Raw genomic sequence first — 16709 nt, forward strand, 5'->3', positions numbered from 1 at the left:
CACTACGACGTCGGCCACGGCGTGGCGTCGTTCATCAGGCCGATCATGCCGGAGACCAGGCGCATCTGGTCGATGGTGCGGATATCGGCCTCGACCAGGCGCGGCGAGCACAGCAGGACGGCCAGGGTCTGGGCGCGGGACAGGGCCACGTTGAGGCGGTTGCGGGAGAGCAGGAAGTCGAGCCCGCGCGGGAGGTCCGCGGCCGAGGACGCGGTCATGGTGGCGAGGACGACCGGGGCCTCCTGCCCCTGGAACCGGTCCACCGTCCCCACCCGGACCCCCGGGTGACCGGCCTGCTCCAACGCCCGGGTGACCACGCGCGCCTGCAGGTTGTACGGCGCGACGACCAGGATGTCCTCGTCGGCCAGCGGCCGGGTCTCGCCGCGGTCGTGCCAGGCGCGGCCGTGCAGGGACCGCACGATCTCCACGAGCGCGGCGGCTTCCTCGGTGGACCGCGTGGTGTTGCCGTCGTGGTCGATCTCGGCGAGGTAGAGGCCCGGCCGGACGCCGTCGAGCGCACGGTCGGCGGCGGTCGGGTGCGCGTGCAGCCTGCCCGCATAGGACAGGCGGGAGACCGGGGCGCAGACGTCCGGGTGCATGCGGCGGGTCTGGTCGAGGAAGAAACCCAACTCCGGGGGCACGATGTCGTTCTCGCCCAACAGGTGCCCCAATGCCGACGCCTCCGCGCCCGGCGGGTGGGTGCCCTGCACGACCTGCGGGAGCTGGCGGGGGTCGCCGAGCAGCACGAGGTTGCGGGCGCAGGTGGACACCGCGAGCGCGTCGGCGAGGGCGAACTGGCCCGCCTCGTCCACGATCAGCACGTCGAACGGTTCCGCGCGCAGGGCCTTGTTGGCGAAGTTCCACGCGGTGCCACCGACGAGGTGCCCCATGTCGTGCTCGGCGCGCCACCGGGCCAGCGACGGCAGGTCCTTCGGCTGCTCCCACGGCGCGGCCGGGTCCGGGGTCTTGCCGCGCGGCCGCTTCGCGCAGGGCAGGTCGGGCGCGGTGGCGAGGGCGGCGGACAGCACGTTCTCCACCGCCTTGTGGCTGGTCGAGGTCACGCCGACGGTGCGGCCGGACTTCACCAGGTGCGCGATCAACCGGCCCGCCAGGTAGGTCTTGCCCGCGCCCGGCGGCCCCTGCACGGCCAGCGTCGACCCGTCCAGCCGGTCCACGGTCTCGATCACCGTGCGCACCAGGTCCGTGCCGGGATCGGGCAACGCGCCGCCACCACGCAGCCGGGGCGGTGTGCGGCGCAGCAGGTCGATGCCCGGCGACGCGGGGAGCATCGGAAGGCCGTCCGCCACCGCGCGGGCGAGCAGCTCCACGGCCTCGTCCTTGGGCGCGGGCCGGATCGGCGCGCCGGGCAGCACGGCCTGCGGCAGCCCGTCGGAGACCTCGTCCGTGCCGCGACTCTCCTCCACGACCAGGTGACTCGCCGACGCCTCGATCACCCGACCGTCCCCGCTGCCGGTCCCGTAGCGCAGTCGGATGTCGTCGCCGAACGCGAACGGGTGCGGCCGATCCGGGTCGCAGCTCATCCGCACAGTCCGCTTCGCCTTGCCATTGCGGCGTTTCGGCGGCACCCACTCCCCCGCCTCGACCCGCACCGGCACCGCGCACGACGTGTCGGCCTCCAGGTCCCCCATCGGCGCGGCGAGCTGCCGGAAGTACTCCCACCAGGCCGGATTCGTCTCGCGCCGGTAGTAGCCGACCGACGCGGCGAGCAACGCGCGGGCCCGCTCCTCCGGCGTGAAGTCCGCCGGGTCCTCGGGCAACCCCTCGATCAGGTGTCCGACCAATTCGGCCAGTTCCGCCGCTTTGCGCGCCCGTTCCTCGTCCTGCACCTCGCGCAGCGCCGAGTCCAATTCGGACTCCTCGGCGGGCGGCGCGAGCGCGATGCCTTCCTGCTCGCGAACCCGGTGCAGGAACTCGAAAAGCTTCTGCGTGGACACGCAGTCGTACTCGTTGTAGTCGGCGATACCTTGGAGCACCTCGCAGGCACGCCCCGTCTCACCCGCGCCGGTCAGCGTCAGGTACTCCTCGTACGCCTCGATACTCGACGCCGCCGTCTTGACCTCGCCCTCGCGCGCGCTGGGCATGTAGAGAGGTTCGAGGGCCTTGATGGAGTACGACCGCTGCGAGACCCGCAACGCCTTGCGCACCACGGCATACAGGTCGACCAACGCACCGTTCCGCAGGAGTGTGTCGACCTCCTGCTCACGCGTCCCGTGCAGCGCTGCCAGGCGTTTGAGCGCGGACGACTCGTACGGGGCGTAGTGGTAGACGCGCGCGCCCGGGTGCGCGGTCAGCCGCTCGACCGCGAAATCGACGAACCCCTCGAACGCGGTCCGCTCAGCGGCGCGGGTGTGTGCCCAGAAGGGGATGAACCGACTGTCCGCGACCGCGCCGAACAGGTACTCCAGCCCCGTACCGCCGATCGCGTACGGGTCGCCCTCCATGTCGAAGAACACGTCACCGGGACTGGGCGCGGGCAGGTCGGCCAGCGCGGCCGGGTCGACGATCTCGTAGGCGACCTCGCCGGTCGCGTCCTGTCGCACCTGGATCGCGGCCTGCGCGCGCAACGCGGTGAACGACGAGACCGACATCGTGCCGGGCCGCTCGGTCGGCGCGGCGGCGGCAAGCGCGTCGATGGTGCCGAACCCGGCGTCGAGCAGCTTGCGCCGCTGATCGGCCCGGATTCCCGCGACCAGCGCGAGATCCCGATCCGCTTCGCGTCCGGCTGCACAATGCTCCGCGAACGAACACCCGGTGCAGGCCGGACGCTCCGCTCCCCACGCGCGGTCGGGCAACCCTGCCGCTCGACCCACGAGCCGTTCACGGAGGCGGTGCAGCAGCGGCAGAAAGTCGTCGACCCGGAACGTGGCGCGACTGCCGTCACCGAGGAGCAGGTGCATGTCCGGGCCGACAGGCCAACCTGCCCGCTGTAGCGCGTCGGCGTAGGCCGTCAGCTGGATCACGGCGGAGGGGCGTGCGTGGCGAGCTAGCTTGGTGTCGTAGACCTCGTAGCGACCGTCGGCGTCACGCTGCAGGAAGTCGGCTCGACCGCTCATCCCGGCGTCGCCCAGCTCGTCCTCGTGGAACACCGCCTGATAGACCACGGGCGCCCCGGACCGCAGAGCGTCGGCTGTCTCGGCCGCGCCGGTCACCGGGTCCCGGGTGTCGATCTCCACCACGGCGTCGACCTGGCCTCGCATCTTCCCGAGCGTGGACAGCTCGTGCTCGCGCCCGTACTTGACGGTCAGCCGGTCCGGCCCCGGACCGGGCCTGGGCGCCCCCGGCAGTCCGACGGCATGCGCCTGCGCGAGGACGCTGCGATGCTCGCAGTCCAGCAGATCAGCCAGGTCCGACGGGGTATACATCGTCGGAGACTGTTCCACCGGCGGCGCCCGGTCCCAAGCGGACACGCCGTGGACCTCCCCACAGGTGTCCTTCTACGCGACGACAGAACGCCACCAAGCCCACGCGGAGAGCCCTCGTCCTCGCTCCCGCCCTGGCCCCTTGATCGCCTCCGACACCGGCCGACTTATCCACAGGCACCCGCCGCCACGGCTTCCACCTGTGCATTCGCCCCCGGTAGAATAGAAATCGGGGGTCCCCAGCGAGTTGTCCACAGCCTTGCTGCACGATCCCCAACCCCACACCGCCACTTGACGAGCCTGCACGCCACCGGCTCCTGTGGACAGCTTCGCGCGCAGCGTCGCTTATCAGCGGTAACGTAGAAATCCGGGGATCCCCCAGCCGGTTGTCCACATCCCGGCGATACATCCCCAACCCGCCCCGCACCCTTGACCGGGCCTACCCGCGGAGTCCATCCACAGCCAAGATCGCCACTCACCCGTGCATCCGGTCCATGCCCCGGGCTGGAGTTCGGGGGTCCCCATCAGGTTGTCCACATCCCCACGGGCGCGTCCACACCCGCAGCGCGGGCCTTGACGGGAAGTCCGCGACGGGGATCAGGAGCGCGGGTTGGGCTTCTCCACCTTGAACCGCTCGGCCTCCTTGCGGACCTCGACCTGGGTCGCGCGCTCGCGCTGCAGCCAGTCCGGGTTCTCCGACTTCAGTGCCTCGATCTGCTCGGTGGTGAGCGGCTCGGTGAGGCCCGCGCGGGTGAGGCCGCCGATGGAGATGCGCAGCTTGGCGGCCACGACGGGGCGCGGGTGCGGGCCGTTGCGGCGCAGGTCGCGCAGCCAGTCCGGCGGGTCGGCCTGGAGGGCGTTCAGTTCCTCGCGGGAGACGACGCCCTGTTGGAACTCGTCCGGGGTGGCCTGCAGGTAGACGCCCAGTTTCTTCGCCGCGGTGGCGGGTTTCATCGATTGGGAGGACTTGCGCGGCGAACTCATGCGTGCAGGGTACCGGGCGCCTGCCGCGGGGCCGGTCACGCCCGGTAATCTGGGCGCGTGACCAGCCCGGATGTCCCGTCCCCGTTCCGGCTCGGCTATGTGCCGGGGGTGACGCCGGGCAAGTGGGTGCGGCTGTGGGAGGAGCGCTCGCCGGGCCATCCGCTGGAGCTGGTGCCGGTGTCCGCCGCCGAGGCGGCCGACCTGGTACGCGACGGCGGCGTGGACGCGGTGCTGCTGCGGCTGCCGACAGACCGAACGGGGCTGCACGCGATCCCGCTCTACACCGAGGTGAGTGTGGTGGTCGTCCCGAAGGACCATCTGGTCGCGGCGGCGGACGAGGTGGCGCCCGCGGACATCGCGGACGAGCTGGTGCTGCATCCCGTGGACGACACACTGAGCTGGGAGGTACCGCCGGGGCTGCGTGCCGTGGAACGCCCTGCGACTACGGGGGACGCGATCGAGTTGGTCGCGGCCGGGGTGGGGCTGTTGGTGGTGCCGCAGTCGTTGGCGCGGTTGCATCATCGGCGGGACCTGACGTACCGGACTATCTCGGACGTGCCGCAGTCACAGGTTGCGCTGTCGTGGTTGGAGGAGGAGACCACGGATGCGATCGAGGAGTTCATCGGGATCGTCCGGGGGCGGACCGTGAACAGCACGCGGGGGCGTCAACCGGCTCCCGCGCAGCCCAAGCAGCCCGAGAAGCGGCGTGTGCCGCAGCGGGGGAAGCCTCGCCGCCGTTAGCGTTGTCCATGCACCTCGCGGCCGACGTATTGGGTCATGGGGTAAGCCAGCTGCGGCGGATGGTCGCGCGGGTGAACTCGCGGGCGTGCACGGCGGCGGTCAACCAGGCAAGCGGGAAGGCGTCGGTCTCGTCGGCGATCACCCTGCCGAACACATCGCGTTCCCGGTCGCGGGCCTGTTCGGCCAGGTCGTCGAGGATGTCGGCGGTGGCGGTCAGGCCGATCCTGGACAGCGTCCGGACGTCGCGCGCCGTGGACGGCAGGGCGGCGACGGCTCGACCGCCGAGGACCACGCGGTGTACGACGGTGGTGAGCAGGCCGGTCGGGGACGGCTCGGGCGTGTGCTCGGTCAGGATGGCTGTGGGGGTGCGTCCGCGCAGGTGTGAACGTTGCAGTTGGTCGATGGTGAGGTCGACATGGCGGGAGACGGCGAGGTCTCCGGCGACGGCCAGCGCGACGGCGGTCGTGGGCTGGTCGGGGACGAGGCGGGCGATCACCCGTAACGACAGGTCGGGGGCCTCGGCGAGGAGTCTGAGGTTGTCGCGGGCCGTGGCGGTGGTGCCGGTGAGGTCGACGTCGGTTCCGGTGTCCAGTCGGAGGCGTAGCGCGGTCCGGGTGGGGCCGATGATCGTGCCGGTGAGGAAGAGAAGGTCGTCCGGGGACGTGTGGGCGCGCGCCAGTTGATCCGGGAGGGGCTGGTCCCAGAGGCTCGTCAACGGGTCCTCGTGCCAGGTGACGGTCGTGGCCGAGACCGCGCGGACTTGTCGTCCGGCGCCCAATCGGTTGTCCGGGGAGCGGGTTGCTCCGGAAACCACGAGGCCTGACCGTCCGAGTTCTCGGTGCGTGAGGCCGGATTCTCCGAGGGCCACCGGTCCGTCGGCGGTCAGGATGGCGCGTTCGAGGCCACCCGGGCGGACCGCCTGAACTGTCCACAGTGTTCCGTCCGAGTCGGCGAGGTGGGTGACGACGCCCGCGTGACCCGAGGTGGTCACGATTGCCTCGGTGCACAGGCCGTGCAATCGGAGCGCGCCGATCGGGCGGTATTCGCGCCGCGCGGTGCCACGGTCGGTGTCGCCCGTGCCCCTGCGGAGGTCGTGACAGAGGAGCATGACCTCGACGAGATCAGTCGCCAGGGTCTCGCGATCGAAAGCCGATGACCCGGCCTTGGCCTCGGCCAGGCCCGTGGCCACGCGAATACCGGCCGCCGCGGCTCGGTGCAAACCCACGACTCGCGCGGAGTGCACAGCTCGGAGCAATTCGCCCCGGACGACGGCACCGCTCGCGGTCACGCCCACTCGGAGGATCTCGGCGCAAGCGCGCCACAACGCGGTGGCAGCGACGCGTTCGCGTTCTTGCACCGGCTCCGGACGCAGGATCGCTTCGACCTCGGAGACCGGCTGCGATTCCTCCGGCTGCGGGGCATGATCCGGCTCGGCGATCGGAGCGCCTGCGGCCGCAAGGGCGCGATGGAGGCACTTGGGGGCCAGGAGGCAGGTGCAGGCCAGGTCCCCGGCGGCCGTCAACACTCCATTGTGGAGTGTCCAGGTGAGCACGGTGTCGTCGGCGAGGGCCGCGCGGGCACTTTCGTTCGCGACCTCGATCGTCCACTCGTGCACGCGATCGAGCGCAGCATCGACCCGTTTGCGCAGGCGAGGCGGCAGGGTGTCGAGGACATCCGGGACGACACCGGGGAGTGCCGGTGGAAGTGTGGTCATCCGCGCACCTTCTCCCCCACCCACCTGGCCAGCTCCAACGGACTCAGCGCCGCGACCGGCATACCCGCCGCGGCCAGCCCACCCGCGACGGAGGTGCTGTAGCGGGCCGTGCCGGTGTCGTCGAGGCTCGCGCACCCGAGGAGGGTGACGCCTGCGGCGACGAGATCCCGGACCTGGGCGAGCAGCGGGCCGACAGGGCCGCCTTCCTCGAAGTCGCTGACCACGACCATGAGCGTGCGCTCCGGCACCGTGACCATTGAGCGGGCGTGCTGCAACGCGCCCGTGATGTCGGTGCCGCCGCCGACGCGAACCTCCAGCAGCAGTGACAAGGGGTCTGCGACGTGGTCGGTGAGGTCGATGATCTCGGTGGAGAAGGCGAGGAAGTGCGTGGTCAACGCGGGCACCCCGGCGAACACGGCGGCCGTGAGCGCGGCCCACACCGTCGAGGCCTCCATGGACCCGGACACGTCGACCACGAGCACCAGTCGCCAGTCATTGCTCCGAGTCGCCCTGGTCCGAAAAATCGGACGGTCCGGCACCACAATGAGCCGACCGTCCGCACCCCGACGCGCGGTGGCGAGATTGGCCCGCACCGTCCGTCGGAGATCCAACCCACCTCCCGGCCGCCGACTGGGCCTGGGCAACCGAATCCCGGTCAACGCAGGCGTGAGCCGAACCGCGAGTTGCGCGGCCAACTCACGCACGAGCCTCGCCACCAACGGCCTCAACCGCGCGAGCGTGTCCTCTGCCAGTCCGCCCGCGAGAGATAGCACTGTCCGCAATAGATCGACGGACGGCCGGACCGTGTCGGCATCGAGGTGCAACGCCGCGTCGGCCCGTCCGCCCTCGACAGCCGCAGCCAGAACCTCTTCGCGGACACGGTCTCCGAACAACAACCGCAGCTCCTCGGCCCACTCGCGCGTGTCCGGGAACGGTGTCCCTCGGCCTACCCCGATCCCGTGTCGGTCGGCTCCCTCGCCCCGATCCATCCCGTACAATTCGTCCAGCACAGCCGAATACCGTGCGTGCCGGCGATCGCCCCGCTGGTCCTCGATCCCCAACACCAATCGCCATCGCATCCCGGCCTCGACCCCGCCGCCGACACCCAGCGCGACATCCGCTTCACCGGATCGAGAGCCGTCGACCGGGAATGCCCCTCGGCGTGTCATTTGTTGCGTGATAAGGAGGTGCGCGCGGCCAGCCGGATCCACCGCATCGCGAGTCGCCGACTCGGGAGCGTCCTGCCCGGCACCCGGCCGGGCAGTACGGAGGGCCCGGATGGTCAGAACGTCGAGAGCGTCCTGCTCGGCCATCAGCCATCCGGCGACCACCTGCGGATCGCCGGAGACAGCGATGTCGACGCGCGTCCCGGTGTACTGCCCGACGATGTCGGCCAGCCGCCGACGCGGCGTCGGCCCGACCGTGGCGAAGGCGGCGCGAAGAGCCGGGAGGCGGTCGAGGAAGTCGCGGTCGGGCAGCTCGGTGACCCGGTCCACCAAGGGGAGGAATGCCTCGGGAGCTTCCAGCAGGGGCTCGGCGGCGGCCAGGGCGCCGGTCAGGAACGCCCGGAGGGTGTCGCGGCCATCGGGAGTGGTGGCGTTGTCCACAAGGGACGCTGCCCGGTCACCGAGGTCGGCGGGGTCGAGCAGGCCCAGGAGGACGCGGGTGGCGCAGGCGGCCCCGGCGATCATCGGGGCCCCGCGGTCGGTGAGTGCGCGTAGAGCGGAGGCCAGGCGGAGGCCGGTGCCGTGTTGATCGTGGCGTCTGCCGAGTTCGACCAGGGAGCGGGCGTCGGCGGCGCTGTCGGAACCGGCCAGGCCGTCGACCTGGGTGACGGCGGCCGTCTCCAGTTCTCGGACCAGATCGGCTACACGATGGGGCAGATCGTTGTGGGCGGGCGACTCGGTACGTCCGGGGGTCGATGCCGCGTTCTGGCGCGACTTGGTGGGGTCGGTGGCGCGAGGTGAAAAGTCTTGGTGTGGGGGGATGGCGCCTGGGGTGCTGGCCGTATCGGGTTTCGAGGTGTCGGGTGGGGTGGCGTTGGTGGGCGAATGGTTGGTGGGGTGGGGTGTGAGTGGGGGGATGCCGGGGAAGTGGCCTGCGCGGAGGCGGTCGAGGAGGTCGAGGGTGGTGAGGATGTCGGGGAGGGTTGCCGCGGCGGGGAGGGTCGTGGCGGCGGTGTCGAGGAGGGTCGGTAAGAGGTTGGGGAAGGCGCAGTGGGCGGCGTTGGTCAGGTCGGTGATCACGTCGGTCGGGGTGTGGTCGTCGCGGTCGGTGTGTCGGGAGTGGAGGTGGCCTGCGGCGGCCAAAGCGAGAGTGGGGCCCCATAGGCCTGCGACGGGGAGAGTGGCGGCGGTGGCCGGGGTCCAGGCGACGGTCCAGCGAGTGGTGAGGGCGTCGGCGCCGCCGGTTCCGGTGGTCGCGGTCGGGGTGGCGTAGGGGACGCCGAGGAGGGCGAGTCGGCGGAGGGTGATCTCGCGGCGGGCGTCGAGGTCGGAGCGGAGGGGGTCGAGGCGCAGGTCGACCGGGTCGCGGGTGTCCGGGCCGGGGAGGCGGAGGTCGGCGAGCAGGGTTTCGACCGAGGGGGCCAGGCCGGAGCGCGGAGTGCCGGGGGCCAGGCCGCCGGTGCGGCGACCGACGAGGACGTCCCCGGCGGCGCGGGCCACGACCCGGCCACGGCCGAGGGGATCGGCGTGGGTGAGGACGGTCTGGATCGCCTCGACCACCTCGCCGCGGCCCGGGGCGGGCAGGCCGCGCAGACGGGCGAGATCGACGGCGAGGCGGAGGGTTTCGCGAGCTTCGCCTGGGCCTGCCGGATGCCCCAGTTCGCGGACGCGGGCGCAGATCTCGACGATCACCCGCGCGGCGGCGGCCGCCACCGCCTCCGGGTCACCCGCGGCGTCGAGGATCGCCTGTTGCCACTCCGGGTCGCGGATGCCTGCCGGGTAGCCGGAACGTTCGTCGAGCATGGCGAAGGTGTAGGGGACGAGGGCGGTGACGATCTCGCTCGGGCTGGTACTTGATGAGTCCGTCTTGTCACGAATCGCTGTAGGAGGCACGTGGTCGGAGTTGGCCGGCTTGATCGCGGCATCCGGCAAGTCGGGGCGAGCCGAGGCAACAGTCCTGATGTTGTATGGGCCACCGCTTCCGTCCGGTGTGGCCGGTTGGTCGGGCAGCAAGGCCGTGGCGTGGAAGGAGCCGATGACGGCGGCGCATCGTCGGTCGCCCAGGTCCGCGATGGTGTGGCGCATCCAGGCTTCGCGGTGGAGGTCGGCGGTGGTCGGTGGGGTGTCGGTGCGGAGGGCCCAGCCGACGTAGAGGGCGGCGTGGCGGATGGACTCCGGGGATTGGGTGAGGGCGGTTGCCTCGACGAGGCGGTCCCATAGGTCGTCGTCGGGGCGGCCGGTGATCTTGCGGCGGAGGGCGTCCGACAGCGGCGTCGGGGCGGACACCGGAGGCTCGTCGTCGCGGGGGCGGTGGGAGAGGGGGAGGTCGCAGGTTCGGACTTCGACGCCGGTGGCGTGGGCCCAGCGGATGGCGGCGAGTTCCGGGGAGAAGTCGGCGAAGGGGTAGAAGGCCAGGGAGCCGCCGTCCTTTCGGGCAGCCGACAGGGCTACCGGGGTCTTCAGCCGGGGGTCCGCCAGGTGTGCGAGCCACTCCCCCAGTTCCTCGGGCAGTTCGATGAGGACGACGTCGGGTGCGGCGGCCGTCAGCAGGGCGGGGATGACGGCGGCGAGGGCGGGCGAGTGGTGGCGGACGCCGATCAGGTAGGGGTGGCGGTGGGCCGCCAGGGCGGCGAGGGTGTCAGGTGTCGAGGACATCGCGGAGGTCCCAGAGGCGGCGCCAGGTGTGTGTGCCGGACTCGGCGCGACGGCGGACCGCTCCATCCCAGTAGGACAGGAGGCGGGCGGCGTCGGTGGGGTCGTCCTTGCGTACGACGCCGAGCAGGTGGCCGGGGAGCAGGGCGAGCGGGTCGCGGTCGCCGGTGAAGTAGGCCTGGGACAGGCCGAGTGAGGTGGCCACCGAGACGGCCTCGGCGGTGCTCATGACCGTGGTGGGGCGTTCGACCGCCCAGCCCTCGACCGAGATGCCCGCGCGCAGGTCGCGGAAGGCGGTGACCAGGGCCTCCAGCACGATGTCGTCGATGGCGAACGGGGCTCGGACCCGCTCCAGCGCGGCGGTGGCCTGCCTGCGTACCAGGGCGATCTCGGCGGTGAGGTCGCCGATGGGGCCGACCGCCTCGAAGTTGAAGCGACGTTTGAGGGCGGCGGACATCTCCGAGACGCCGCGGTCGCGCAGGTTCGCGGTGGCGATCACGGTGAAGCCGGGGGCCGCGTGCACGGTGGCGGCGGCGGTGCCGGACAGTTCGGGCACGGCGACGCGGCGGTCGGACAGGATCGACACCAGCGCGTCCTGCACCTCCGGCAGGCACCGGGTCACCTCCTCGACCCGTACCACGCCGCCGGTGCGCATGGCGGTCAGCACCGGCGAGGGCACCAGGGCGCGCAGGCTCGGTCCCTCGGCGAGCAGCAGCGCGTAGTTCCAGCCGTATCGCAGCTGGTCCTCGGTGGTGCCCGCGGTGCCCTGCACCACGAGCTGGCTGGTGCCGGACACCGCGGCGGCCAGCAGCTCCGACAGCATCGACTTGGCCGTGCCCGGTTCGCCGACCAGCAGCAGTCCGCGCTCCCCGGCCAGGGTGACCACCGCCCGCTCCACCAGTGCCCGGTCCCCCACGAACTTGGGCGTGATCGCCAGTCGCGCGGGCAGGCCGTCCACCGGTCGGGGCAGGGCCAACGGCGCCCCACCCGGGTCGGTGCCCATGACGAAGGTGACGACCGCCCATGGCGTGAGCCGCCATCCCGGCGGCCGTGGCCCGTCGTCGTATGCGGCGAGGAACGCCAGTTCCGCGCGGTGGGCGTCCTCGGCCGGGTCGACCTGGCGCGCGGCGGGCGTGGACACGTCGGTCGCGGTCATGAGCGGCACCCCTTCGTGCGTGAAAAGTCCGACCGGGCAGGGAAAGTGTTCATCGGCGGCGGCCCGTCTCCAGTCGTTCGTAGGCGGGCGCGTCCCCCGCCAGGACCCGTTTCCAGGCCCGGGTGAAGAGATCGGCGACGGGTTCGTGGGGCGCGATCACGATCCAGGGGTGGTCGGTGAACCCGTACATCCGGGTCTTCCACGCCTCCAGCGGCAGGTACGGGTTGGCCAGTGCCAGCCACTCGCCGGGCAGGAACAGCGACCGGCCCGCACGGGCCCGTTTCGCGCTGAGGACCAGTTCGGTCTCGGCGAGCGCGGCGCGGGCGGCGCGCAGCCGGGCGGGTTTCCAGCCGGTCCAGCGGGCCACGTTGGCGTCGGTGGGGTCGGGTAACGCCAGCAGTTGCAGGTAGAGCGCGGCCGCGTCCTGGTCGAGCCGGTGGTGCGCGGCGACCTCCGCGACCAGGTGCGGCACGGACAGCGTCGGGTCCTGGAAGTACGCGGCCGGGTCTACCTCGGGCAGCGGCGGGACGGCGCAGGCGGCGGTCAGGCCGTCGGCGGCGAGCAGGTCGAGCGCGTCCAGGATGTTGGCTGAGCCGGTGATCTCCATGGCCGCGACCAGCAGGTCCCGGTCGTGCGGGCCGACCCGACCAGGCCACACGAACAGCGAGTAGTGGTGGCCGTCGTAGGTGGCGTCCAGCCAGTCCCGCACGCGGACGACGCCCGGCTCGGTCAGCGGCTGGATGCCGAGCAGCGGGATGGCCTCCTCGTCGTCGAGGTAGCCGCCGATGGACAGGCAGAAGTCCGGGTGCGCGACGCGCTGTCGGGCCGCCGCCAAGGCCTCGGGCAGGGCGGCGCGGTGCGGGGATCCGGCGGGCAGCCGCTGGGCCAGCCAGAGCAGCACCCGGGGGACCGCGTAGAGGTCGGACTCGCCGAACCCGTCCTTCTCCCGCTCGACCAGGTCCCGTTCCTCGATCCGCATCCGGGCGTCGGTGGTGAGCCACCGGGCGGCCTTGGGGTTGAGCACGCCGGTGACGTATTCGGTGGTGCGCCGCAGGGGCAGCCGTTTCGCCGCGTCGACCAGTACGTCGTCGTCGACCGGCGTCAACATGCCGAACCGGGCGGTCCACACCTCGGCGACGGCCGCCACGTCGGGCCCGTCGGTCCAGAGCCGCTCGGGCTCGGCCGGGACCGCGGCGGCCAGCAGCCGCAGGCGCAGCGGCTCGCTCAGTCCACGCATGCGTTCCTTGGCGGCCTTGGCCCCGGGGATGGACAGGCCGAGCGCGGCGCGGTCGCCGGTGCTGATGAACGACGCGCCCCAGCGATCCACGCCGGGCAGGCCGCCGAGCAGGTAGGCGGCCTCGGCGGTGCCCAGGCCGGTGCGCCGGACCAGGTCGGCGGCGGCCTCCTGCCGCCACCCGGCCGGGCCGCGCTCGGCCAGGACATCCAGGAACCGGGTGATCCAGGCCGCGCCGGTGGTGGCCGGGATGTCCTCCTCGCCCACCAGCGACCAGCCCTCCGGCAGCGCGAAGGTGCCCGGGGTGCGGGTGAACTGCAGGCCGGTGGCGGACGCGCCCGCGCCGTACCAGCTGGTGGAGATCACCGCGATGAAGCCGTCGCGCACCGGGATCGTCCGGTAGCGGTGGACGGCCTGGTCCTTGGGTGGCTGGACGGTGACCCGGCGCCAGTGGCCGGGGTCGTCGAGGATGCCGCTGTCGGCGGTCCACCGCAGTACCCGGACCAGTGCCGCGCGTTCGGCCTCGGCGGTGATCGGCGAGGCGGCGCGGAGCGCGACCGCGCCGATGTGCGGGAGCGTGTCGACCCAGGCCGAGCACACGCCTTCCGGCAGGCTCTGCGGCGCGTCGCCGTCCTCGGCCACGATCTCGCGCAGGGCGGTGATCAGCGTGGGCAGGGTGGTCTGTGCCGGACCGATGTCGCTGCGGCGATGGCCGCCGAACCAGTCGAGCGCGGCGGTGATCTCGCCCTCGGTCACGCCGGGCGTCGCCGTGGCGGGCGCGGCGGGCAGCTGTCCGACCGTCGCGGCGATCTCGGCGAACTCCGCGCAGGCGGCCCGCACCGAGGCGGCGCGACGGACCACGGCCGCCACCCCGGCCAGCAGTGCCGGGTGGCTCACCTCGGGCAGCGCGGCGCGCACGGCGGCGACGACGGGGTCGTGGTCCCCGCGCACCACGGCGGCGTGGCGGTCGCGGTTGGCGTCGGAGTCCTCGCCCTCGGCGTCCCAGTCGAACGCGCCTTCGGTGGCGGGGCGCGCGGCGACGGCGGCGGCCAGCATGGCCTCGGCCGCCTCGGTGGTGACCGCGCGCAGCGCGGCCGATCCGGCCTCGTCGCGCGGGCGCAGCAGGTGCCACCAGTCCATCGGCACGACCAGCGGCGTGCCCGCGGCGAAGTCGGGGTGCCGGGCGCCGAAGGTCGTCGAGCCGACCGGGGCGCCGTCGGGGTCGAGCAGGGTGACGGTGGTCCCGTGCAGGGCGACCGTGAGCCTGCTGCCGGGCAGGTCGAGCAGGCCCGCCACGGGCACCGCGGCCCGCACGCCGCGGCCGTCGACGCCCTCGCCGGTCCAGCCGCCGTCGGCCTCCTGGCGCAGCCGCCAGCCGTGCAGGCCGTGCGCGGTGCCCAGCGGGCTGTCGCCGGTGCCCGGCGCGGCGGGCCGCAGGTGGCTGTGGACGAGGTCGAGGGTGGTGCCCGCGGCGGCGAACTCGTCGAGGAACGCGGGCAGCGCGGTGCGGCCCTTGGCACCGGTGACCGGGTCGACCTGGTGCCAGACCCACTTCCCCGGGCCGCCGGTCTCCTGGTACTCGGCGGACCACAGGGTGACGCCGTCGCCGTGGGTGGTGCGCGGGAACGGGACCCGGGTGTCGCCGCGGTGCACGGCGCGTCCGCCGGTGAACCGGCCGCCGTCCGGAAGCGGGATGGAGGCGGCGGCGGTGTCGGGCAGGACCCAGGCGTCGGTGCCGCCGGGGGCGAAGGGGCGTTGGGCGTCGTCGCTCCAGTAGCCGAGCCTGCCCGAGGGGCCGGACCAGCACACCAGCAGGGCGCCGTCGAACCAGTGCGCGACGGTGTGGGTGTTCCACTTGTGGCGTTGGTCGTCGGCGACGCGGGCGACGTGTTCGGCGAGCACGCCGTCCGGTCCGGCGACCACGAACGACTGGTCGACGCCCAGGACCAACGCGGGCCAGCCCTCGCCGCGGAGGCCGAACGACTGCGCGGCGGCCGCGGGGAACCGGCTCGCGGCCTCTTCGAGCGCGGGCCAGCCCAGTTCGTCCATCAGGCCCGCGCGCAGCGTCCGGCGCAGCGCGGCGGCGATGTCGACGCCCGCCACCGCGGCGGCGGCCTCGGGCGCGTCGGTGAACGCCTCGGCCACCCGCAGGGTCGCCATCTCGCGCACCTTGTCGGCGACCTCGGCGATGGTCCGGCCGAACCCGGTGGCGTGTTCGGTGATCCAGTCGCGCAGGGCACTGCGCAGGCCGGGCACCTCCAGTACCTCGCGCACCGACTCCACCCTGGCGATGTTGCTCCGCCCGGACCGGCTGTACAGGTAGCCGACGACGCCCTCGCCGAGCGGTTCGCCGCGCTCGCTGGCGGCCAGCGCGACGAGGTCGCGGCGGCCGGGAGTGCTGTCGCCGAACCAGTCGTCGATGTCCACGTGCAGCGGCCAGGATTCCGGTCGCGCCAGTGGCACACCGCCCGCGACCAGCAGGTCGGCGAGGTCCAGTTCGGACTCGCGCCAGCGGCCCGCGATGTCGACCGGCAGCCCGTCGGCGACCAGCCTGTCGATCATCGACGCGGCCAGGGCGAGCAGCTCGGGCGACCGCGGCACGTCCCGCCAGCCCGCGGTGCGGGTGGCGACCACCGCGGACAGCCAGCCCGCCGGGGTCGTGCTCGCCCCGGGCCGCGCGGGCCCGGTGAGGTCGGCGGTGGCGCCGCAGGCGGCCAGGATCTCCAGCCAGGTGGGCAGGGCGGTGGTCTGCTGCGGCACGAACTCCAGCAGCCGCGCCCGGACCGCGTCGTCGCGGGTGGCCAGCCCGACCACCGCGTCCCGGTAGGACTTCCAGAACCCGGCGGCGGCCCGGCCGATGGGCGCGGCGTCGAGCACCGCGCGCAGCACCAGCTCGTCCTCGGCGGCCGCGTCGCGCTTGGCGGCCTTGGCCATCCGCCGCAGGTCCTCCGGCATGCCCGCGTGCGGCGGTAGGCCGCCCCGGACCCGTTCCACGCACAGCGTGCGGAACTGCTCGTAGGCCTGCTCCGCCGGGTAGCGGCGGGTGAGCTCCCTGGCGTGCGCGGACAGTGCCTTGGCCGAGAGGGCACCGGCGAACGCGAACTCCAGGAACACCGCGCGCACCCGCTCGGGGTCGACGGTCAGCCGGTGGGCGGCCTCGGCCTCGCGGGCCTTGCCGAACATGGTGGCCGCGTAGGCGGTGTTGCCGTGCCGGAGGAAGACGCGGCCCGCCTCCTCGTAGAAGGTGGGCAGGAAGTGCGGGGCGGCGCGGCCGAGCAGGGCGGCCAGTTCGGTGAAGCCGTCCTTGGCCGCGCCCGCCCGGGACTTGGCCACCCGGTCGAGCCGTTCGATCTCCTTGACCAGGGCGAGCGCGTGGTGGCCGTTGGCCGGGTCGTTGATCAGCGCCCAGGCCGGGAAGCCGAGCGCCTCGCGCCGGGCGGTGCCGACCGGCTCGACCCGCGCGGGCGCGGCGAAGCCCAGGTACTCGCAGCTGAGGTCCTCGGCCTCGCCGAGCACCGCGGGCACCAGCCGCACCACGACGCGGTCATCCAGCGCCGGGTGTGTGTAGTGCCGGGCGACCAGGGTGTCGCGGTCGTCGCCCGGGGCTTGGGCGCCGGGGAGCACCGCGCCCGCGGCCAGCAGGGCGGAGTCGGTGGTGGCGGTGTTGGCGGTGTTGACCATG

7 protein-coding genes are annotated in these 16709 nt (G+C 73.1%); 1 reads left to right on the top strand and 6 read right to left on the bottom strand.

Annotation, left to right across the window (positions count from 1 at the left end; genetic code table 11):
- Positions 1-2: 2 nt before the first annotated feature.
- The gene (locus C503_RS0102455; protein WP_018680614.1) at positions 3-3383 is read right to left on the bottom strand and encodes a TM0106 family RecB-like putative nuclease; all 3381 of its coding nucleotides are present in this window, start codon (positions 3381-3383) and stop codon (positions 3-5) included.
- Between the two features lie 594 nt (positions 3384-3977).
- Complete coding sequence (locus tag C503_RS0102460; RefSeq protein WP_026315906.1) at positions 3978-4364, bottom strand: DUF5997 family protein; 387 nt, start codon at positions 4362-4364, stop codon at positions 3978-3980.
- A gap of 57 nt (positions 4365-4421) precedes the next feature.
- Here C503_RS0102460 and C503_RS0102465 point away from each other — a divergent pair, with 57 nt between their 5' ends.
- Complete coding sequence (locus C503_RS0102465; RefSeq protein WP_018680616.1) at positions 4422-5105, top strand: LysR family substrate-binding domain-containing protein; 684 nt, start codon at positions 4422-4424, stop codon at positions 5103-5105.
- Positions 5106-5139: 34 nt separating this feature from the next.
- Here the strand turns inward: C503_RS0102465 and C503_RS0102470 are convergent, their stop codons facing one another.
- From C503_RS0102470 to C503_RS0102485, 4 genes are read right to left on the bottom strand one after another with little or no spacing between them, the layout of a single operon-like run.
- Positions 5140-6819 carry a hypothetical protein gene (locus C503_RS0102470; RefSeq protein ID WP_018680617.1) on the bottom strand — a complete coding sequence of 560 codons (1680 nt, stop codon included), beginning with the start codon at positions 6817-6819 and terminating at the stop codon, positions 5140-5142.
- Positions 6816-10640, bottom strand: a complete 3825-nt coding sequence (locus C503_RS0102475) for a DUF5682 family protein (protein WP_018680618.1) — start codon at positions 10638-10640, stop codon at positions 6816-6818. The genes C503_RS0102470 and C503_RS0102475 overlap by 4 nt, the downstream gene beginning before the upstream one ends.
- Positions 10624-11793 carry an ATP-binding protein gene (locus C503_RS0102480; protein WP_018680619.1) on the bottom strand — a complete coding sequence of 390 codons (1170 nt, stop codon included), beginning with the start codon at positions 11791-11793 and terminating at the stop codon, positions 10624-10626. The genes C503_RS0102475 and C503_RS0102480 overlap by 17 nt, the downstream gene beginning before the upstream one ends.
- A 49-nt stretch (positions 11794-11842) precedes the next feature.
- On the bottom strand, positions 11843-16708 hold the full coding sequence (locus C503_RS0102485; protein WP_033400037.1) for a hypothetical protein: 4866 nt from the start codon (positions 16706-16708) through the stop codon (positions 11843-11845).
- Between the last annotated feature and the right edge of the window lies 1 nt (position 16709).

Source organism: Actinokineospora enzanensis DSM 44649 (assembly GCF_000374445.1).
Lineage (GTDB): Bacteria > Actinomycetota > Actinomycetes > Mycobacteriales > Pseudonocardiaceae > Actinokineospora > Actinokineospora enzanensis.